At 36.6% G+C, this 21,821-nt stretch carries 15 protein-coding genes and 1 riboswitch; of the genes, 6 read left to right on the forward strand and 9 right to left on the reverse strand.

Annotation, left to right across the window (positions count from 1 at the left end; translation table 11 throughout):
* Positions 1–293: 293 nt before the first annotated feature.
* From AC3RV6_RS02945 to AC3RV6_RS02960, 4 genes are all read right to left on the reverse strand, one after another.
* Complete coding sequence (locus AC3RV6_RS02945) at positions 294–1,115, reverse strand: MetQ/NlpA family ABC transporter substrate-binding protein (RefSeq protein ID WP_489747978.1); 822 nt, start codon at positions 1,113–1,115, stop codon at positions 294–296.
* Positions 1,116–1,394: 279 nt separating this feature from the next.
* Positions 1,395–1,508: riboswitch (SAM riboswitch) on the reverse strand.
* A gap of 156 nt (positions 1,509–1,664) precedes the next feature.
* The gene (murJ, locus tag AC3RV6_RS02950) at positions 1,665–3,203 is read right to left on the reverse strand and encodes a murein biosynthesis integral membrane protein MurJ (RefSeq protein WP_489747979.1); all 1,539 of its coding nucleotides are present in this window, start codon (positions 3,201–3,203) and stop codon (positions 1,665–1,667) included.
* 177 nt (positions 3,204–3,380) lie between these two features.
* Positions 3,381–4,526, reverse strand: a complete 1,146-nt coding sequence (locus tag AC3RV6_RS02955; RefSeq protein ID WP_489747980.1) for a polysaccharide pyruvyl transferase family protein — start codon at positions 4,524–4,526, stop codon at positions 3,381–3,383.
* Positions 4,527–4,967: 441 nt separating this feature from the next.
* Complete coding sequence (locus AC3RV6_RS02960) at positions 4,968–6,884, reverse strand: S-layer homology domain-containing protein (protein WP_489747981.1); 1,917 nt, start codon at positions 6,882–6,884, stop codon at positions 4,968–4,970.
* 184 nt (positions 6,885–7,068) lie between these two features.
* Between AC3RV6_RS02960 and AC3RV6_RS02965 the strand changes: the two genes are divergently transcribed.
* Positions 7,069–9,333 carry a phosphodiester glycosidase family protein gene (locus AC3RV6_RS02965; RefSeq protein ID WP_489747982.1) on the forward strand — a complete coding sequence of 755 codons (2,265 nt, stop codon included), beginning with the start codon at positions 7,069–7,071 and terminating at the stop codon, positions 9,331–9,333.
* Between the two features lie 179 nt (positions 9,334–9,512).
* On the opposite strand, the gene AC3RV6_RS02970 is transcribed toward AC3RV6_RS02965, so the two are convergent.
* A complete protein-coding gene (locus tag AC3RV6_RS02970) occupies positions 9,513–10,811 on the reverse strand; it encodes an oligosaccharide repeat unit polymerase (protein WP_489747983.1) in 1,299 nt (432 codons plus the stop codon).
* 504 nt (positions 10,812–11,315) lie between these two features.
* On the opposite strand from AC3RV6_RS02970, the gene AC3RV6_RS02975 reads away from it, so the two are divergent.
* Positions 11,316–11,471 carry a hypothetical protein gene (locus AC3RV6_RS02975; protein ID WP_489747984.1) on the forward strand — a complete coding sequence of 52 codons (156 nt, stop codon included), beginning with the start codon at positions 11,316–11,318 and terminating at the stop codon, positions 11,469–11,471.
* A 70-nt stretch (positions 11,472–11,541) separates the two neighbouring features.
* On the opposite strand, the gene AC3RV6_RS02980 is transcribed toward AC3RV6_RS02975, so the two are convergent.
* Positions 11,542–11,772 (reverse strand): hypothetical protein, encoded by a 231-nt coding sequence (locus AC3RV6_RS02980; protein ID WP_489747985.1) that lies wholly within the window; start codon positions 11,770–11,772, stop codon positions 11,542–11,544.
* Between the two features lie 282 nt (positions 11,773–12,054).
* Here AC3RV6_RS02980 and AC3RV6_RS02985 point away from each other — a divergent pair, with 282 nt between their 5' ends.
* From AC3RV6_RS02985 to AC3RV6_RS03000, 4 genes are all read left to right on the forward strand, one after another.
* The gene (locus AC3RV6_RS02985; RefSeq protein WP_489747986.1) at positions 12,055–13,224 is read left to right on the forward strand and encodes a pyridoxal-phosphate-dependent aminotransferase family protein; all 1,170 of its coding nucleotides are present in this window, start codon (positions 12,055–12,057) and stop codon (positions 13,222–13,224) included.
* 417 nt (positions 13,225–13,641) lie between these two features.
* A complete protein-coding gene (locus AC3RV6_RS02990; protein WP_489747987.1) occupies positions 13,642–13,905 on the forward strand; it encodes a hypothetical protein in 264 nt (87 codons plus the stop codon).
* Between the two features lie 59 nt (positions 13,906–13,964).
* On the forward strand, positions 13,965–15,104 hold the full coding sequence (locus AC3RV6_RS02995; protein ID WP_489747988.1) for a M20 family metallopeptidase: 1,140 nt from the start codon (positions 13,965–13,967) through the stop codon (positions 15,102–15,104).
* A 221-nt stretch (positions 15,105–15,325) separates the two neighbouring features.
* Positions 15,326–16,414, forward strand: a complete 1,089-nt coding sequence (locus AC3RV6_RS03000) for an S-layer homology domain-containing protein (protein ID WP_489747989.1) — start codon at positions 15,326–15,328, stop codon at positions 16,412–16,414.
* Between the two features lie 145 nt (positions 16,415–16,559).
* Here AC3RV6_RS03000 and AC3RV6_RS03005 read toward each other — a convergent pair whose 3' ends face one another.
* The 3 genes from AC3RV6_RS03005 to AC3RV6_RS03015 form a co-directional block, all read right to left on the reverse strand.
* The gene (locus AC3RV6_RS03005; protein WP_489747990.1) at positions 16,560–18,725 is read right to left on the reverse strand and encodes a 5'-nucleotidase C-terminal domain-containing protein; all 2,166 of its coding nucleotides are present in this window, start codon (positions 18,723–18,725) and stop codon (positions 16,560–16,562) included.
* A gap of 168 nt (positions 18,726–18,893) precedes the next feature.
* Positions 18,894–20,552: an N-acetylmuramoyl-L-alanine amidase gene (locus AC3RV6_RS03010; protein WP_489747991.1), complete on the reverse strand. Its 1,659-nt coding sequence runs from the start codon at positions 20,550–20,552 to the stop codon at positions 18,894–18,896.
* Between the two features lie 153 nt (positions 20,553–20,705).
* Positions 20,706–21,611, reverse strand: a complete 906-nt coding sequence (locus AC3RV6_RS03015; protein ID WP_489747992.1) for a C40 family peptidase — start codon at positions 21,609–21,611, stop codon at positions 20,706–20,708.
* Positions 21,612–21,821: the final 210 nt, after the last annotated feature.

Genomic DNA, 21,821 nt, shown 5'->3' on the forward strand with positions numbered 1-21,821 from the left:
TTCCTTTCTACAACAGAGTCAATTTCATAATTACCTTAACTTGCTACAACGACACAACATATTGTTCGAGAACGGTTCAACTCGACTATATGTTGTGGTGGTGTGGCGATAAAATCCTATTATGAAATTGATTGAACAGAGTCAATTTCATAATTACCTTAACTTGCTACAACGACACAACATATTGTTCGAGAACGGTTCAACTTGACTATATGTTGTGGTGGTGTGGCGATAAAATAATATTATGAAATTGATTGAACTGGTAACTTGTGTAGAAGGGGAGTGACTCAACCTTACCAACCTGGGATGATTGAGCCGCCGAATTCCTCTTCTACAAACTTTTTAACTTCTGGAGATTGATAAGCTTTTACTAGTTTTTTCAGAACTTCATCATTTTCGTTTTCAGCACGAACAACGATGTAGTTAACATATGGTGAGTCAGTTGATTCTAAAAGAATTGAATCTTCTTTCGGGTTAAGACCAGTTGCAATCGCAAAGTTTGTATTGATTGCAGCTGCAGCAAGCTCGCCAAGTTGGTTCGGAATTTGTGCTGCATCTAGTTCGATGAATTCAAGATTTTGTGGATTTTCGATTACGTCATGAATATTAGCTGTTTCTTTCTTCGCTTCATCTAATTTAATAATACCAGCTTCTTGAAGAATGAATAATGCACGTGATCCGTTAGTTGGGTCATTTGGTAGTCCGAATTTTGAACCGTTTGGAAGGTCTTTCATGTCTTTATATTCGTTTGAATAAACAGCCATTGGGTTTAAAATTGTTTTTCCAATTGTAACAAGATCTGTACTGTGGTCTGCATTAAATTTATCTAGGAATGGTTTATGTTGATAACTATTTACATCTAAATCGCCTTCAGATAGAGCAGTGTTAGGAATTACGTAGTCAGAAAATGATTTGATATCAATTTCCAGTCCATCTTTTGCTGCAATTTCTTTTACTTTTTCCATAATTTGTTCATGTGGGCCACCCGTAACACCAATTAAAAGTTTCGATTCATTAAGTGCGTTGACTTTTCCTTTGTCATCTTTTCCAGTTCCACAAGCTGTAAGGATACCGAGTAATAATACGATTGACAATAAAATACTAACTTTTTTCATTTGAATTCCCCCTGTTTTTGTATGTATATTTATTTTGAAGACTGTGTTAATAATATTATTGATTGAAGCGAAAGGCGGCGACTCCGACGGGATTAGCGAGACAGGTGAGACCCTGGAAGGAGCGTAGCGACTGAAGCGGCTAACCGCTCGCCCCGCGGAAAGCGTCCGCCTGCAGCGTAAATCAACACTGGATGTTAACAATACTTATTTTGAAAAATCAAAAAGCCCCTCTATCAAAAATAGAGAGGCACACTTATGTATGGCTAATAAGATCGTCCTCTCTCATCTTTCAAAACAAAAACATTTTGCAGGATTTAGCACCTGTCTATAGCAATTACTATAGATGGTTGCCGAGCTTCAACGGGCCAGTCCCTCAGCTACTCTTGATAAGAGATTTCTATTTAATTTTCAAATTGGTTCACACCCACATATTACAATGTAAAGAATACACTGTCAATCTAATTCTACTATTTTGTCGTTATTTGACGAAATGACTTAGATTAATTAATAGAAAAAAGCGTGGGATAATAAAATCCCCACACTTTTTGCTTAATTTTTATGTTTTAAAAGCTTTCTTTTGAGCTTATGTGTGTATTCTTGAACTTCTTTTATTCCAAATAGGAAATAGGAACCTACTACTGTAATTCCGAAGATCCCTACACCAACAATAAAAGTCAACCATTTATAATCAAATACTAAGTACTGACTTGAATAATAAACAACGACTGTAATGATGATAATTGGCAAAATCGCACGGTAAAACTCTAATTCCTTACTGAAAACGCCCATTTTTAATTTATACTTTCTATTAGCATAGGCGATTAACATGATAAAGTTTGTAACAGAACTTACTAATGTACCCCAGGCAATCGCTGCGGCGCCCATAGAGTCTACGAGCGACATAATGATTGCAATGTTGACCCCGAAGACGTTTATTAAACTAAAAATAACCGGTGCCATGGAGTCACCTTTAGCATAGTAAAAGCGTGTGATATACGTGTTTGCCGCAAGGAAATACATAGCTAGTACAAAAATCGCTAATATGGGAGCTGTTATAGCTGTTGACTGTGCATCAAAGTTCCCGTATTGGAAAATAACTTGTACTAAGTTTTCCGAATAAAAATAAGAGAAAACTGTAACTGGAATGAGCAATAATAACAAATAATGCAAGCCTTTGGAATAAAGACTGCGAATCGAAGTTACATCATTGTCATTTTCTTTTAAGCTTAATATTGGATAAATAACCGTTGTTACTGCAGTAATTAATATGGCCTGCGGAAATTGCATAAGTTTTGATGCATAGTTTACAGATGCAATCGCTCCTTCAGATAACATACCTGCAAAAAGCCGTTGAAGCAAGGCGTAAAGCTGGATAGTTGCGCCACCGAGCATGATTGGCATTATCATATACCATAATTGTTTTGATGATAAATTATGTTTAAAGGAAATACCTACAGGATGCGTTTTTAATTTTCGGTAACCAACAACCAAGAAGTAAACCATTAAGATTGAGCTTGCCATCGCACTAATTCCGTATGCAATTGGACCAAAGAAAAATGATAAACCTACTGCAATGACTAAAAAGATTGCATTATAAATTAATATAGCAAAACTTGATAAATGAAACTTTTGATTTACATTTAGTAATCCGCTATACCAAGATGAAAGGACAAGTAAAATAGAAGAAGGTAACATCCAATAGTAAAGATGTTTAGTTAATCCGATATCTTCTTGGCTAAGTCCACTCGCAACTTTCTCGCTATTGAATAACGCCATTATTGGATCAGTAAATAATAATAAAACGACTGTCATGGCTGATACGAGAAACAATACAATTGTAAAAGATTGCTTAACGAAAAGTGCTTTATCAGTTGTGCCGCGACTATAAATAGAAATGACAGCTGTCGTAAAAGCACCACCGACAACTAAGTAGAGAAAGTTTGGAATCATATATGCGGTGAAAATACTGTCCGCAATATAACTGCTACCATACTGATAGCCAATTACGATTTCACGAAAAAAGCCAAACAGACGAGCAACGACATTTATTATCGCAACAACGCCAACAATTTTAACAAATGAATTCATATGCCGTCCCTACCTTCATTGGTCGACTTCGATAACATTTAACTCTTAAAAGGGCCATAGCGATATCCGTTTTATTAATATAGGCATATCTATAAGATACAGCTAGAAAACTCTTGGAAACATTAAAAGTTAGGCGATTGGAAGTGAACAGTAATTTGCTGAGAACGAGTATTTGTTTCATAAACGCGTCACAGCCTTTTTCATTAATTTTAGACCTTTCAATGCTTCCTGATTAATAAAATTAGAAACTTCCTTCGTTTTCATAATCGTATTCTCCCAGTCATTGCTTAACTTTTTAAAGACGTCAGCAATTGCATCATCATTTACTTTTAGGTCGTCCATTTGTAAGCAACGATCAGATAAGCCGACAAAAGACATGAAATCTTGAACCTTAGTATGGTAAGAGATTGCAATGATTGGTGTCTCCGAACTAGTTGCGAGTATTAAAGAATGTAGCCTTGTCCCAATTACTAAATCGAGATTACCGGTTACTTCAAGTAAACGTTCTGGTACAAGATTTTCATCAATAATTTTCGTGTTTTCTTGATGAGTCATCTTTTTTTGGATATCTTTTGTAACAATGACGTCTTGCGGGAATTTCGTTGCAAAGAAAGTTATGGTGATATTGTGTTGAGCAATGGCATTGTCAAGATTTCTCGCCATACTTGTCGTATATTCATCATATAATTTGACGTCACCCTTAGGCCAATAGTTGGCATTATAAAAGGGAACTGCTGACACACCGACATTGAGTGGTTTTTCGCTATATTTCATTCTGTTAACTTTCATTGAAAAGGCAGGGTCACCAACGATATGAATTTCTTTTTTTACGCCAATTTTCTCTAGAAGTTGTTTTGATTTAGGATCTCGAACAGAGATATTCGTTGCGTATCTGCACATTGCTCGAATACTAATTTTGCCGGATATTGTATCTAGGGGACCAGCTCCACAACCGTAGATAATATATGGAACTTTGCTTTGCTTGGCCATCATTGCATATGTCCCGTATAGATGTGCTTCTCGTCTGTAAAAGTCCATTAAAAGACCTCCACCACCTATAATCAGGAGATCGAACTCTGAAACGTATTGTTTGTTGTTTTTGAATGTGTGAAAGAAAGTTTTATATAAATTACTTTGTTTATAATATAATGGGTAACTTTGTACACCGTATCGTTCGGATGTTTGTTGTGTGCTGTTACTAAAAACGGTAATGTCTTCAGGGGATACTGAAAATACTTCTTTTACTTGTTGGAGAATCCCAAATAAAATGGACTCATCGCCATTATTATCATTTCCATAATTCCCCACAATTCCAATCTTCATTAAACTACATCCTTTATTCTTTTTATGTTGCGATTATACCACATCAAACTATTATCTATGTAAATCAATTATACGTCAAATATGGATGATGTGTTTTACGCATCACCCACATTTTATATTCTATTCAATATTTTACAGGTTGAACTGATGATTCATGCTTTACCAAACCGTTGATTTCCGTTCCGGATAGGGCTTCGGTACTTTCGAAGTCCCGCTTTGGCGGACGGTCCGACAAGTGCAGAAAGATAGAGTTCAATCCATCTCTCCTCGTCGTCGCTCAAAAGCGTGCTCTCAAACGCTACGCTTATTGGTCGCAAAAGCCGTTCTGCGTAACGGCTCTTCCTGTGGGGTCTCACCTGGACACGCTTTTCCCGTTGGAGTCGCCGCTCTCCACTTCAATCAACTAGATGCAGTATTATTTATCTCACTAATATAGATTAGTTATTTAACAGTATCAATCACTCGTACATAATCCTTACTTACATAGACAGGTTGAGAGTAGAGTTGATCGGATAAAATTTCGTACCAGCCATTTGTTGCTGAGCTTGTGATGATGACGGGCATGCCTGCGCTTGTATACTTAAATAGTTCTTTGTTATTTATAGAAGTAGGAACAGTTCTGACGTTTAAGCCAGGTGTTGTTGTTAAGCCGATTGTATATGGGTTTTTCGCATCTTTATAGCCCATTTCTTTTTCTGCGCGGTAATAATGACCTGCGATTTTTGCACCCCAGAAAGGGTCAGAAGCATATTTCACGTTGAAACCGACAGCGTTAGAGCCAACAACTGCACCGTTTGCATAGGGACCACTGAAGCGACCGTTTGCGAGAGGTGTTTTTGGTGTAATGTAGTTTGGCTGTAAGAACTTTGTGATAAGTTCATCTATATTAGCAGCGACAGTATCAAAGTTTTTGTTTAGTGGGTTTGTGTCATAGACATAAAGCCCAAATAGATTATTATAAGTTTGTGCATGATCACTCATACCGTATGCACTTTCATGTTGTGCAAGTGCTAAAATAAGCATGGCATTAATTTGATGTTTTACTTCGATATCCTTTAATGTTTTACCGAGTCCAACTAATTTACTTTTAGTAGTGGCATCTTTATATTGAGATAAATTCGTTTTCTCAAGTTCAGTTAACTTTTTATCAATATACTGGTTTATCTCGTCTGCGCTGTAGTTAGTTTTTGATCGTGCAGGAAGAAATTGATAGTAGTTATATGATTCTCCAGCAGTTGTCCCATTAGAATTGGTGAAGTTAATCCCGTTCCAACTATAGTATATAGCATCTTTTTTCATGAAGGCGGGCGCTTTACCATAGCTATAGCTTCCAGCGCTTTTTCCGGTAGCGTGGTTGTATAGTTTATGTGTTATTTCGCCATTAACATTTTCGTAATAAGAACGTCCTTTACTCATTGAAAATGGAATGAGTGAGACATCAGCTAGTTTTAAATTACCTACTTGTCCTGCAAGTCGAACTCTAGCATTTGTGCCGTCACTTCCAAGGTATTCCATTTCAGTATTTGCTGCAACAGGCATCTGATCTTTAAGTGTCTCGGAGTAAAGTGCAACATATTTATTAGTAACGACAAAACCTGCATTCATCTTTATGATTTTGTCTTTTAGAACAATGACTTGTGAACTTTTATTCATGGCTTTTTCTGCATCTGTGAAATTCATAAATGTTTGATTGCCAACAAGTGTGCTATTTGAAATTTCTTTTACAGAATAAATCGGGATATCAGCTTGTGGATCACCTGTTAATAACATTAACCGATGTATAAATGTAGCTGATTGTGCGACAGTAGCATTATTTAAAGGTTTAAAGTTGCCATTTTCTCCTTTAATAATGCCTAGAGCTGCACCGTTAGCAACGGCTTGTTTATAATCATCAGAAACTAGATTTGCATCTTTAAAATCTAAAGTAGCAACTACTTTTTTAAATTTTAAATGATCCATTACACGATCCAAAATAATCGCCATATGTTGACGGGTGATAGCGTTATCAGGTTTAAATGTTCCAGCTACTGGATAACCAGTAATGATTTCGGCTGCCGCTGCACGCTGAATGTCTACAGCATAAGCGTGTGTTGTCGGGACGTCATTAAAGGTAATATCTTCTCCACCTTTAAGATTCAAAACACGTGACAGATAGGCTGCGAATTCCCCGCGCGTGACGATATTATTAGGTGAGTAGCTACCATTCGAGTTTTTCTCTAAGGCATTTTTAATGATTAAATAACGTAATCCTGGCTCATGTTCGTGACCCGAAATTTCATCCGCTGAAGCAGTAGTTGTGTTTAATATCAGCGAAAGTAGTAGCACAATAAATAATACATGTAATGATTTTTTTTGCATTATTATTAACCTCCTATACTTGTCCCTTAATACTAACAGAGATAGTCTAATAGTTTAAGAACTAAATGGTAGAGATTGAAAACTACAACTTTAGTTTAATAGTATAAATTGATATTTTTTGATAGTATTAATGAAGCAAGATGAAGGGAAGGTGGACAGCTCTTTATAAATAAAGGGTGATTATATGCTGAAAAAAATGAATAGAATACTACTCCTTTTAATGATTATATCAGTTGTGATTTCGCAACCATTTAAAGTGAGTGCACAACAAACAGTCGTACAAGATTTACCGTTATCAGAAGGGGTTCAATATAATAAATATACATATAAAGATGCGTCTGTGAACACGATTGACCATTTAAAGATTAATGTTGGAAACCCAAACACGAAGGTGCAGTTAGGACTACCGCCCGCCGTTAACGGGAAAGAATCTACAACAAATATGGCAACACGCCATTCAAAAGAAGGGAATCGTGTTGTAGGTGCTGTGAATGCAAGTTTTTTCGATATGAGATTAGGCTATCCGTTATTTTTATTAGCTCAAAATAATAAGATCATCAACGGTGGGGCTATTTCAGTTGGTTCAGATCAATATATGAATGTCCCTACTGCATTCGGTATGACTGCTGATGGAAAAGGGCTTATAGATAACTTCAAATTTGATGTCTCTCTTTCGCATAAAGGAATAAACTATGAAATGACAGGTTTAAACCATTCGCGAAATCCTGGTAATGCGGTAATTTATACGCCACAATTTTATAGTAAGACAACGAACACGAATGAATATGGATTTGAAATCGTTGTAGACACTGGAAAAGTGGTAACAGAGAATACATTCGATCAAACGTTAACAGGGAAAATTATAAGTATTTCAGCTTACGGTTCGAAAGTAACAACAACAATACCCGCTACCGGTTTTGTTATATCAACGCAAGGTGGGGATTGGCATAAGAAGCTTTCACCTTTAAAAGTGGGAGATGAAGTAAGTACGAACTTTTCGATTGATAAGCAGTGGCAAGACGCTGATTTCGTTTTAGCGAGTGGCCCTTACTTAGTGAAAGACGGGAAACCTTACATTATGATGAGTACATCAAGCGCGCGAGCGAAAGAAATTGCACCGCGAACTGTAGTCGGGGTTAGTAAGGACAGACAAACTGTACACTTCATAACTGTGGATGGTCGTCAAAGTCATAGTAAAGGTATGAATATGTCTCAACTAGCTAACTATTTAATTACATTAGGTGTGGACCGTGCAGTGAATTTAGACGGTGGTGGTTCTACAACAATGGGCATACGAAAATATGGAAGTAATAATGTTGTATTAGCTAATTTACCGTCAAACGCTAATAACTTCCAACGTCTCGTATCGACTACGCTTTTAGCAGTAAGTACAGCACCTACTGGAAAAGCGGCTCATGCGAAATTTACAAATAGTACAAACTATGCAACATTACTAGCAGGCGCATCATCGAACGTTGCTGTGCAATATATGTTGGATGCTAATTACAATACTTTACCACTGGGCAATCGTGTTTCACTTACATCACAAAATGGCACATTAAATGTTAAAGGGTTTGGATTTACAACGACGAAACCAGGGGACGATCGTATCTACATTAATTATGATGGACAAGCTGTACAGTCATTCCCGGTAAAAGTTGTGGATGCACCAACGACATTAACTGTATCTCCGAGCGTAAACACTGTTAATCTTGGTGAAACGGTGGGCTTTAATGTGAGTGCAAAAGATGCGAATGGAAAGGATCTAGTCTATCATCCATCTCAATTAAAGTGGTCTGTTGAAGGGAATATAGGCACGATTACGAGTGATGGTAAATTTACTGCAAATCAAGCGGGTGCTACGGGGAAAGTAACTGCACAGTTGGGTACAAAAAAAGTAGAATTTCCAATAACTGTCCCTAACACTGCTTTGTATAAAGATATCCCTTCGAACTATACTTACTATAAAGAATTAGAGCTTTTAACTAGTAAAGAAATTATTACCGGAAATAATGGCTATTTCATGCCGAATGATTCATTGACGCGTGGACATGCAGCTGTAATTATTGCAAGAGCGCTGAAATTAGATATAACAAACGTTATAGATCCAGGATTTACTGATGTACCTTTAACGTATATATATCATGACGAAATTGCGGCGGTTATTGCTGCAGGAATTATGAATGGCAAAAGTCTGGCAGAGTTTGATCCGAAATCAAACTTAACACGGGAACAAATGGCCAAAGTTGTAGCGATTGCCTATAACTTAAAAGGAACAAGTACAATGACTTTTAAAGATGTTCCAAAAGATTTGTGGTCGTATGAATATATCCATCTTTTAGCTGCAAATAATATAACGACTGGATATAAAGGTAATATTTATAAGCCTAATACGCCTATCAGTCGTGTGCATTTCAGTGTTTTTCTTTACAGAGCTATACCTAAATAAAGTAATTGAAAGTAACTTCGTCAATGAGTTTATTGACGAAGTTGCTTTTTTTGTTATTTGACTAATATTGACATAATGTTGCTTTTTGTTACACAAAAAAACACGTGTCCATCGTAACCTACATCTTGAATGATTAATTATCAAGATGTAGATTACTGGACACATGCCTTTAATAAAGTTTACGTTGGTTCAGTTTTGGTAATGGCAGATGCCAGTATGACAAAGCCTAGCATCAAAACAAAGATTAAATCAAGAAGTCCTGTATGCATGGATACAGCAAAGAGTGTAATAACAAAAGCATAAGTAACAGCATTGAAACTACGAATACCACTCAGCTTCATTTTATTATAGATTAGAGAAATCAAAACACCATAAAATAGGAATCCAACAGCGACTAATAAATAACCACCATCTAAAAATAATTGGCCAATAAATGTCGGCGTTGTCGTTCTCGTTGGGCGGGTAATAAACTTCCCTTCGTCCGCGCTTAGTGAATTCACTACTTCAGTAACACGCATACGTGGTGAGATTTGTTCCCCAGACAAAATGGTGTTGAATACCCCTTTATGGAGTTCACCATTTAACGTCCCTTCCTCTTTCGTGTATTCAATAATTTTGCTTAAGACAATATGTCCTGTAACGCTCTCGCCGTTCAATGAACGTATCCATTTAGGCGTGAGGTTAACTTCTTGTTCCACCGTTAAAAGCTGCTCTTTTTCCTCGAAAGTTAGTTCAACATCTGGTTGATCTCGGTTGTTGAATTCTTGCGTTGTATCTTCTGACATAACTCGTAAAAACCCGAACATCGAAAATGCAACACCAATAACGAGTAATGCGGATAAAAACCATGTTAATTTAACACGTTTGACAACATAGTGAAAAATGATTAATCCTGTAAAGAGCATAATGATAAGCGGCGTTCGATAGCCCATAAGTAAAAACAGGAACATTATAAACCCAAACACTGAGCCATAAATTAATGCTTTTTTCCACGTCATCTTTTTCTCTAAAATCATTTTATAGGACAGCAGTAATAATGTACCAAACCATAATAACTGGCTAAAGAAATTAAGCTTCGGATCTAGACCTCGACGTGCTGATTCGTCAGAGATACCTAGACTGCCGCCGAAAATCATCATTAAATAGGTTACTAAACCAATTGTAGTCAACAGAATAATAGCAAGCCGGATATATTTGCTGAACGATGAAAGTCCGAATGTAGGCAACGTCCATCCTAATTTATCAATCAGGTAAACGCCTATGTAATAACAAAGTAACGCTAATATCACAACTGGCCAAATAGATTCCCTAACTTTAAATAGCTCAAATCTATGGAAATCAAACAAACTTGTGAAAAAGTACAGTAACAAAATAAAAGGTAAAAAGAAATAAGGTGAAAACGTATCGATTTTATTTATTTTTGCGAAACTCGACTTTAAATTTTTCATTATAATGATGCATCTTGTTTCATGATGCATTTGCCCTCCTCTGTTTTCAACTACTAATGTCGACATATTATGGTGCTGTAAAACAAATGTAATTATAACATGAAAAAGAGAGTATTAGAAATCATATAAGAGAATTATTTTGAACTATATTAATATGTAGAGAAAAGAAAGGAATTTAGTTGAGAATAAGTTACTAAGGTATATTAAATTTAAGATGTCTCGCGATTTATATGACAATACAAGGTAAATGGAATATTCGATAGGATACCCTTCAAACTATTAATTGGAAGGTAATCTTTATATTTAAAATAAGGAATCTCCTGTAAACTATATGATATTTTATTTATTAATAAATTATAGAGATACATGTAATGACAAGAAAAAAGTATTTTATTCTAATCGTAAAGATTGCAATTACGCTTGTCATTTTACTTTTGCGGTAGAATTATTTAGAAAAAAGACAAGAGGAATTCTAATTGTTGACTTATGTGACAATGTTCATAATTTCATAGATAATTTCGGAATTACTGAAAAATGAAGAGATATTCCGTCTGTTATATAGAAAGTAAAATCCGTTTTATCATACCGAATGATGTTGAAGTGAGTGATGTATTATATGAAGACTTGCTAACATTAAGCTACGGACATTTAATCGAAGGGTATAAGCATATCTATTCTAATGAAGATTGAATCGAATATTTTACGCTAAATCAAATAAAAACCATTCGCAGGTAAGTATGTGAATGGTTTTTATAATCTATTAAAAGGTAACATTACCTGCATTTATTCGTTCTGCTGTTTTATAGGCATCGTAAATACCCCAAATCCATACGATAGGATATGTTATAAAACCGATTAGGACGAACATAAGTAAAGCGTTAATGACTTGAACGCCAATCAGGATTAGTCCTTTTAAAATTTGACCGTTATAGATTTGTCCAACACCTGTCCAAAAAAAACTTAACACAGCAGCAATACCAGCATTTTTCATATTATGCCCTCCAAACTAAATTAATAGTATTATGCTTAATTATAACAAATAAAGCCAACTAATAATAGCATTCCGAAATTCAGTTAAATAATAGACGAAATATTCATTAGAAAAAGAATCTTTACCTAGACTAAATAGTAGTCCGATGATAAGATGAATATGGCTATATGATTAAGTTAGTAGTGTAATTGTAGACTGAATTGCGAATCTATGTTATTTTGAAGTTTGATGTAAGATAAAAATTATGAGCGTAAAGTTACTTAAAAATAAGGGGATGAATTAATGAGAAATGAAGAAATGTTACTTATTCCAGGACCGACACCAGTTGTAGATTCGATTTATGATGCATTGTCTAGTGAAACGAGAAGCCATACAGATCCACGATTTGTTGCAATTTATAAAAATGCAATTCAGATGACAGCAGATATGTTTAAAACAGACGGCGAAACATTTGTTGTTGCGGGTACAGGTACACTTGCAATGGAAATGGCGCTTGTGAATACGGTTGCACCAGGTGAAAAGATTCTAGTTGTGAGCCAAGGATACTTCGGCGATCGTTTCATTAAACTAGGAGAAGCGTTTGGTATTGAAGTAGACGTTCTTCAAGCAGAATGGGGTCAACAAGTTCCAGCAGCTGACGTAGATGCGAAGCTTGCTACAGGTACTTATAAAGCGGTTACAGTTACTCACGCAGATACATCTACAGGAGTTGCGGCAGATCTAGATGCGTTGGTTCCGGTTATTAAAAAGCATAAAGCACTTGTTATTGTAGATGGTGTTTGTGCAACAGCGGCAATGGAAGAGGATATGAGTAAATCTTATGGTGAGGCAGGCGATAAGATTGATGTAATCTTAACTGGCTCACAAAAAGCAATCGGTGTTCCACCAGGACTTGCAATTGTTGCGTTTAATAAAACGGCGCTAGCAGCACGTGAAAAATTAGGACGTGTATCAGCTTATTACGCAGATATTAATAACTGGATTCCAGTAATGAACGATCCGAGTAAATACTTTGCTACGCCAGCAGTAAACTTGGTTTATGCATATGAAGAAGGTATGCGTCTTGTTCTTGAGGAAGGTTTAGATAATCGTTATAAGCGTCATGCAGCATTTGGAAAAGCAGTACGTTCAGCACTATCTGTATACGGTATTAAAGCTTTGGCAAGTGAAGAAGTTGCGGCTTCAACTCTTAGCTGTTTCTTGTATCCAGAAGGTGTAAATGACGCTGAATTCCGCGCAGCACTTGCAGCGAAAGGAACTGTTTTTGCTGGGGCACTTGCTCATTTAGCAGGAAAAGCATTCCGCATCGGACATATGGGCAACACAACACCAGATATGCTTGAAAAAGCAGTTCAACAAATTGGTGAAACACTGAATGAATTGGGTCATGCTGTTGATACAGATAAAGCAGTAAACCAATTTAAAGAAGTACTTGCATTACAAACAGCATAATTAGAAAAAATAATATCAATCCTTCTAGTCAACACGACTAGAAGGATTTTTTTAGGATAATTTTAGCTTTTAACACTACGACGTACTTAGTTTATTTATGGAGAGCAGAATAGAATTGACCTATTAGATTCTTTGTTATCTCTGCATTTTAAATTTGTTTTATGGTTAATTAGGGCTCATATTTTCAATAGTTAAATAAAACTAATTTATTAGCTAGACCCATTAAAAGTACTATGTTATTGTATATTAATAACGTGGAATCTTTTGAATTATTAACCAATTAAGAGGTAATAACTTAAAGGGGAAACACTTTATCTCATTTTATCTAAGTACATAACGTATGTGAATAAGATTTTTTTGAGAAGGATTACTTTAAGTAATGAATAAAAAATAAAATGAAGCGGTAGGTGCGGTCTATTGACTAAAACATCTCATATGATTTTAGGGGTAACTATTAAAACATATGAAAAAATCCGGGTTTTAAAAAGAAATAAGGAAAATGAAATCTATGTAATTGATTACACACAGACATCTAAAGTTAAGGAGAGAGATGGCGTCATCTATTTATCGCCTGAAGGTGCTTCTAGCTTAACGGGTAATATTAATAATATTACCTTTCATCATTATATGTACATATTACCAGGAACTTATGGGAGAAAAGGGCGTGGAAAAGAAGAGTAGGACATGCGGAATATTGAATGATATAATAGTATCCAATCTACTCGATAGGGGATAATGAAGTGAACTCTTTTCTGAATGATAAAGAAATGGACATTTTATTGTTACTTGAAAGACTTGTTAATATTGATAGTGGCTCCGCAAATAAATGTGGGATTGATAAAATAGGAAGCATTTTGCAAGATGAGTTTACTAAACTTGGATTTATCACAGAACCAATCATTGAAGAAGTTCAAGGGAATCATTTAGTCATAAGTCATTGTGAATTGAATGAACCCGAGATTTTAATTGTTGCCCATATGGATACAGTTTTTAAAAATGGAACTGCAAAAGAAAGACCTTTCAAGGTGCTTGACGGTAAAGCTTATGGCCCAGGTGTTATTGATATGAAGGCAAGTCTTGTATCGTTGCTTTATGCGGTGCAAGCGCTCGTTGAAAAAAATGCAGAAGGCGTTAGGAATATTGTTATTATATTGACCAGTGATGAGGAAATAGGTTCTACTACTTCTAGGAAACTAATCGAAGCGCATACTTTGAATAAAAAGTACGCGCTTATAATGGAGCCTGCTAGAGAGGATGGCTCACTCGTAACAGCGCGTCGAGGTGCAGGTGAATACGTAATGTATGTAAAAGGTGTGGCGGCACATGCAGGTATTGCGCCAGAAGCAGGTCGTAGTGCAATAGAAGAATTAGCAAGAAAGATTACGAAATTGCATGCGTTATCCAATCCACCAACTGGTATTAGTGTAAATGTAGGAATCATAGAGGGTGGGACTACAGTGAATACAGTAGCTTCTTCTGCCGTTGCGCATATTGATTTACGAATAAGTAAGATGGAACAAGCGGCTTGGCTCGAACAACAAGTGGAAGCGATTTGTTCTGTTCCTGATGTTGAAGGGACAACGATTGAACTAATTGGCGCGATTGATCGACCACCTATGGTAAAAAATGAACAAACAATAAAGCTCTTAAAAGCAATCCAGGAAGTTGGGTTATCATTAAATATTGAACTCAAAGATGTTTCGACAGGTGGCGGATCGGATGCTTCGTTTACTTCTGCCCTAGGAGTTGCAACAATTGATGGTTTAGGTCCAGTTGGTGGCAAGGCGCATACTGAAGAAGAGTATTTATTAGTATCAAGTTTGGTAGGAAGAACAAAGTTATTAGCGAACGTGATTCAACGGTTGACAATAATAGGCTGATTGATTGCTAACGCTTGTGTTCATATACATTATCTGAATCAATTTCATAATGACCTTAATCTGCTACAACGACGCAACATATAGTTTGAGAACGCTTCAACTCAACTATATATTGTGGTGGTGTAGCAATAAAACCCTATTATGAAATTAATTGATCTATATAAGAAATTTAGTATGCAGCTAGACTATTGACATCAATATAGATTAATGGGGTGATTATTTTGACGAAGTTTGGTTATTTTACTTTAATGTGCTTGGTGTTATTTTTATCATTACCAGATTCAGAAGTAAGTGCCGCAACATTCTCTGATGTAATATCATATGAAAATGAAATTGAATATCTTGTGCAAAAAGAAATTATAAATGGTTATCCAAACGGTACATTTCTTCCTAATGAAGAAGTATCTCGATTACATGGTGTGAAAATGTTGCTGAGAGCAAAACGTATTACGGACTTACGTGCGCCTAATCCTAATTTAACTGATATGTCACCAAGTTCTTACGGCTATGCTGAAGTTGCGAAAGCGGTGCAGCTTGGTATAATTTCTGGTAAAACAAATGAAGACGGAACGAAGTATTTTGATCCGCAAGGCAAGTTAACTCGTGGCCAGATCGCTAAAATTATTGTAGAATCAATGAATTATCCTATACGGGGCGATAGTTCGTTTCTAGATGTACAGCCATCAAATAATTATTATAATTATATATCCACACTTGTAGCGGAAGGTATTACGGAAGGTTACACTGATCAGACATTTAGACCGAATAATCGTGTGACGCGTCAACATATCGCTGTATTTATTGCTAGAGCACTTGACAATCGCTTTAAAACTAAAACTAAGATGATTAGTTACAAAATGCACACAAAAATGGATTATTTATGGGAATATAGAGATCAAGGGAAAACGTATTTGACTAAAATAATTTATGTAGGACTAGAAAATAATGGTATGGAGAAATGGGATGTGTGGGAAGAAAAAGACATAACTACTAATGAAATAGGCTATTTCCTTGTGAGGGAAGATGAAAAGGGCTTGTATCTAGGTTTTCAGGACGCATATTACAGTGTTGAACTCGAGTATCCATTATCTAAAGGTTTAACTTTTATTGACCCTTCTTCATCGGAATCTTCCCAAGTTTCGTCTATCTCCAAAGAAGTAACAACGCGTGCAGGGACATTTAAAAATGTCGTAGAGGTCAAGACAAGTGATGGTTGGATTTATTATTACGCACCAAATGTCGGCTTAATTAAATCAGTAGAAAAAGGTGTCGTATTTGCTGAATTAATAAAGCGTGCTTCCCGACAATAACAATTATATGAAAATGGCTCCACAAACCAGATATGGTTTGTGGAGCCATTTTTTTATCTCTAAGCGTTAGGGTAGGTGGATTTACCAAACATGCGAGTTTGAACCCCTACCTGATTCTTTGATGTTTCAATTTGCTGAAACGAGTTTACTCTGCTTTTTTCATTTGTTTTGTGTTGTAAATGAAGTTTGAAAGTACTTTTGCTGATTGTTCACGTGTCGTAGAGTTTGTAGGCATGTAATTACCTTCAAATCCTGTTGCAATCCCTAGTTCGTAAAGAGTAGAAATCGCGTTTACTGTTTCGTCATCGTAGCCGCCGATATCAGCGTAAGGAGCTTTCGCTTTAGCGGTATACTTTTCGCCAGTGTAGTGCTCAATCGCACGTTGAATCATTAAAGCGATTTGAGAACGAGTGACATTTTTAGATGGTGAGAAGTTACCATTGTTTCCATTAACGATGCCGTACTCTTGGGCTGCAGCGATTTCTGCTTTTGTTGTGTCTGCATAACCGTCGATATCCTTAAATGAGGCAGCTTTATCTGTTGTTAGATCAAGTGCTCTAACAATTAAAGAAGCAGCTTGAGCACGTGATAAATGCTTTTCAGGTGAAAAAGTTGTTGCTGTTGTTCCTTTTAGGACTTCACGGTAATAAAGGTCAGAAATAGACTGATATGACCAATCACTCGTTTTAATATCTTTAAAAGGTACAGTTGCTACAATACGATTTTCAAGGCCTGTTTTGACTGAACCAATTGATGCCATTTGATTGGCGAATGACTCCCAATCAACGAAGCCAGGTTCACTAACTCTGCCATCTTCATAAGCCGTTTTCAGCATTTCATAGCCATCTCCACCTTGTGCTGTAAAGACATTTGTTGCTGTTTTGTAGATTTTATCCATTTGAATTTCTTTGCCGTCAATCTTCATAGAGACAACTCGTTTTCCTGGTTCAGCTTCACCGTCAAAAAGAAGCTTCATACCAGCGACGTGCAAGAAACCACCTGATTCTGCAGGATAATCTCTAACAGAATGTTCGAATACTGATTTTATTTCTTTACCGCTTAATTCGACTAGCGCAAGTGAGTTACCAAAAGGTAGAACGCTTATAGCTTGACCGTAAGTTATCGGCCCTTTTGGAATTGAAGTCCGCAATCCGCCACCATTTTGGAATGCAATGACAGTAGATGCATCAATTCCTTGTGCAGTTTTTAGCATACCATCTGTAACGATGTTACCTAAATTCGTTTCTGCTGTACGCACGCCTCCTAAACCACGAAGGCCACTAAGGAATACGTCAGCAGTTGCGCCTGTAGACTTTTCCATCGTTTCTTTCACTTTAGCTGCATAAGGCTTGATAAGTTCTGCGGCAGCTTCGTCGCGTGGTGCATCTTTACCGCCAACTGCATGCAGTACTCCGCTATAGTCCTTGATAACACCATCTTTATTGAAAACAACATCAAGTTGACCGAGGAATTTGTTGTATTCATTTGCTTGTACGATAACGACCGGTTCGCTGTCTTCATTTACGACAAATGGTTTTTCTAGTTTATAATGTGTATGTCCACCTACGATAATATCGATTCCAGGAACACCTTTAGCTAGTAAAATGTCATTATCTATTTTATCGGAGTCGTTAAAGCCGATATGTGTAACAGCAACTATTTTGTTAATACCCATTTCTTCAAAAGCTGCAACAGCTTCCTTTGCTTCAGTAATATAATTTGTAAATGTTATTTTATCGGGGCTAGAAATGTCTTTAGTTTCTTCAGTTGTTAAACCAAATATACCTATTTTCTCACCGTTTACTTCTTTAATAATACCATTATAAATATGGCCGTTTTCATGTTGATCTACAACTGTTTTAGATTGTAGCCCGTCAAAGAGAGGGTCTTTTGAAAAGTCTACATTCGTACCGAGAAGTGGAAACTTTGCACCTTTTATAAATTCAGCAAGTGCTTGATGACCTTCGTCAGATCCACCTAAATCGAATTCGTGATTACCAAATACCATGGCATCATATTCAAGATAATTCATGACGGCTAGATCAGCTTGTCCTTTAAACTCGTTAAAGTAAAGTGTTCCAGAGAATACGTCACCCGCGTCAAGAAGAAGATTGGCAGGTTTTTCTGTGCGTAATTTTTTAACAAGTGCTGCGCGTTCCGGAGTTGTCGCAAGATTTCCGTGGGTATCATTCGTATGGAAAACGGATAGAGAATAGTCACCTGGCTGTTCTGCTGCGCTAACAGGTGTTAAACCTACAGTAGCAAATAATAATGAAGCAGTAGCTGTGACTTTGAAAAAAGTATTTTTCATTTTGCACCTTCCTTTTTCATATTATGGTAAAACTATGAGTCCATGCTAGTGTATCACTTAATCTAGTGGTGGACAATTAGTTGTTTGTAAATTCTGATTAACGAATGGGTAATCAGAATTAAACATAAAAAAACCGAAGAGATAATAAAATCTCTTCGGCATAATTCATCACTGCGCAGAATAGTATTGAACTAGTCCTTGGTAAATAGATTCAGCATAAATTTCTAAGTATTGACTACTTGCCAGTTTACTAGCATCACTAGAATTTGATATGAATCCGAGTTCCACTAAAACAGCTGCAACATTATTATCACGTAAAACTTGGAAGCGGGCGGGTTTTACGCCGCGGTCTTTCATGTTAGCTTTTTTCACAATATTGTTTTGGATATAAGTAGCAAGTAGTTGGCTTTCTACCGCATTTGGATTTGTAGAAGAATCATAAAAAGTTTCAGTACCACTAGCTGAAGAGGGACCAGCATTAATGTGAATAGAAATAAATACTTCTGCAAAGTTTTTCTTCGCGTATTCTGTACGAGCTGATAGGGAAGGGTAAGAATCACCTGAGCGTGTCATTAATACTTTAGCTCCAGCTCTGTTCAGTTTCGCTTCAACACGCTTGGAAACATCTAGCGTTAAACCTTTCTCGGTTAACCCATTGCCAGAAGCGCCAGGATCTGAACCGCCGTGACCTGCGTCAATTACAATGATGCGGTCTTTTAAAGGGCTGCTAGATTTGTTGATTAACTTTAAAAAGGATTTGTGAACAAAACCAGTTTTTGAACCGTATTTAATAGATGCCCAGTAGCCGTTTACACTAAGAACTTGTACTTCTTGGCCACGTTTTAAAGTATCGATTACAGCTACATTATCCGATGCGCTTGAGCGGACATTCAAACTAGCCACGGTTACTTTGCCGACCAATCCACTTGTAGGACTTGGTGCATCTGGTTTTACATTATCGTTCGGTGTATCTGTACCGGCAGGGACTGTGAAATAACCGTGAATATAACCTTGACCGAAATTGGTTTTGACGAGAAGCCAATCACCACTTTTTCCTAATACTTCAACGATTTCACCATGTGAGAGTTTACCAATGACTGCGCTCGCGTCTGAGCTGCTAGTACGTACATTTAGTGAATCACTTCCTGTATTAACTTTAACAAAACTTGTTCCCGCGGTTTCATCTGGTGGTTTAACGGGTAAAGAGAAGTTAGAAGGGTCAGCTGCACGTGCAACGAAAAGCACAAATTGTCCACGTGTTAAAAGGTTATTCGGTTTGAAGTTGCCATCAACGCCTTGCGCAATACCAGCATAGTATAGGCCGTTATATTGTTTAGCGTATTTATGCCCACTATTAATATCTTTAAATTGAAGAGGGGTTGAAGATGTTACCGCTGTTGAAATATTGAACGCAGTCGCAATCGCATAAGCCATTTCATCGCGTTTTATGTACTCATTAGGTTTGATTTTTTTATCAGCACCTAATTTGAAATAGCCAAGAGCTACTGCGCGACTTAAATTTGCAACTTGCTCTGCATCTATACCTTTATCATTGAAGGTAATGGGTGGCTGAACTATATTTTGTTTATTTGTTGCAATGATTAACATTTTAGCAGCATGTGCTCTTGTTAAATTATAAGATGGTTTGAAGGAACCGTCAGGATAGCCTGAAATTACTTTTTTACCGGCTAGATAATTGGCTTCCTTGTAAATTTCATCAGTTTGCTTTATGTCTTTAAACTGAGTGTTTGCAGAAGTGCTGTCCGGGACAATTGAAATGAGAGAGATAACAAGGATGAAGATTAGTGCTAATTTTGATGATTTCATTGTGTCCTCCTAGTTGAATCAAAATATAGTATAATTTTAGCAGTTTACAGTATATAAGTCTATGTGAATTTAATTTGGGTAAAGTAGTTTACTAGACCTAATTAAAAAAAAGGGAATTCCCTTAGCGGAATTCCAGGATAGAAATATAAATTATTAGTTAATGCGTGAAATGAATGTTTGAAACTGGCTATATGTTACAGGATCATTTGTTCCAAAGTTACCATCTGGATATCCTATTGTAACTTCATTATGATAAAGCGTACCGATATATTCTTTTGCCCAGTGAGTAGCAGGTACATCTAAGAATGAAATATCCGAAGTTCCGTCTAAAGCGAAAGATTCAACAAGTATTTTAGAAAGCTGCGCACGCGTTAATGAAGCATCTGGATTGAATTTTCCTTGACTACCTGAAAAGATACCCGCTTCAGCAACTGCTGCAATTGCATTTGCATGTTCATGATTTTTTGGTACATCTTTAAAAGGAGCGTCATTACTAGCAGTTAAGCCAAGTTCTTTTACAAGTGTTTCAGCAATTTCTGCACGAGTTGGATAATTAATAACTGGTGTAGGTGCTGGTTTTTTAGATTCAGTTACAGATACTTGTGGTGCTTCATTGAAATCAGCAAGTCGACGTGCTCCGATATAACGGCTTCCCCAGTAATACGGGTCGCTAAGTGAGGAAATCATTACGCCTCTACTTGTAGAAGCATGGATGAAAGAGTTGCCTCCGATATAGATACCATCATGTGAAACACCTTTTCCAGAAGTATTAAAGAATACGATGTCACCTATTTCTAAGTTTGCTCTTGATACAGGGGTGCCAGCTGCATATTGTTGACCTGTAGTACGTGGGATTGAAACCCCAGCTTGACGGTATACATATTGAGTGAAGCCTGAACAATCAAATCCAGAAGTGGTTGTCCCACCATATACATATTTAGTTCCTAAGTGTCCGCGTGCAGCATTTATAAGTGAAGTTGATGAGTTAGCTGAAGCCATTGCCGGTATAGACGTCGTAATGATGATACTCGCTAATACCATAAAAAAGAATCGTTTCATTATTTCTCATATTCCCCTTTCGCACACTTTCGTTTTTTTTGGTTGTATGTGCTTTATCTGTGATAATCTTAACATAGCAAGTCTACCAATATGATTACAGTTATATTACAAAGACATTACATATCTCTTTGTTTTTTGACATTTTAGTAGAAATCGGCACTTAAAGCGGAAATACAGCCCTTTAAGTGCCGTTTTTTACTTTTTTAGACT

It is taken from the genome of Sporosarcina sp. So3-204 (genome assembly GCF_058068165.1).

Coding starts and splice junctions, on each gene's coding strand:
- AC3RV6_RS02955 (WP_489747980.1), bottom strand. CDS start 4,526: ATGAAGATTGGAATTGTGGGGAATTATGGAAATGATAATAATGGCGAT.
- AC3RV6_RS02980 (WP_489747985.1), bottom strand. CDS start 11,772: ATGAAAAATGCTGGTATTGCTGCTGTGTTAAGTTTTTTTTGGACAGGT.
- AC3RV6_RS02985 (WP_489747986.1), top strand. CDS start 12,055: ATGAGAAATGAAGAAATGTTACTTATTCCAGGACCGACACCAGTTGTA.
- AC3RV6_RS03015 (WP_489747992.1), bottom strand. CDS start 21,611: ATGAAACGATTCTTTTTTATGGTATTAGCGAGTATCATCATTACGACG.
- AC3RV6_RS02970 (WP_489747983.1), bottom strand. CDS start 10,811: ATGCATCATGAAACAAGATGCATCATTATAATGAAAAATTTAAAGTCG.
- AC3RV6_RS03010 (WP_489747991.1), bottom strand. CDS start 20,552: ATGAAATCATCAAAATTAGCACTAATCTTCATCCTTGTTATCTCTCTC.
- AC3RV6_RS02945 (WP_489747978.1), bottom strand. CDS start 1,115: ATGAAAAAAGTTAGTATTTTATTGTCAATCGTATTATTACTCGGTATC.
- AC3RV6_RS02960 (WP_489747981.1), bottom strand. CDS start 6,884: ATGCAAAAAAAATCATTACATGTATTATTTATTGTGCTACTACTTTCG.
- AC3RV6_RS02975 (WP_489747984.1), top strand. CDS start 11,316: ATGAAGAGATATTCCGTCTGTTATATAGAAAGTAAAATCCGTTTTATC.
- AC3RV6_RS03005 (WP_489747990.1), bottom strand. CDS start 18,725: ATGAAAAATACTTTTTTCAAAGTCACAGCTACTGCTTCATTATTATTT.
- AC3RV6_RS02965 (WP_489747982.1), top strand. CDS start 7,069: ATGCTGAAAAAAATGAATAGAATACTACTCCTTTTAATGATTATATCA.
- murJ (WP_489747979.1), bottom strand. CDS start 3,203: ATGAATTCATTTGTTAAAATTGTTGGCGTTGTTGCGATAATAAATGTC.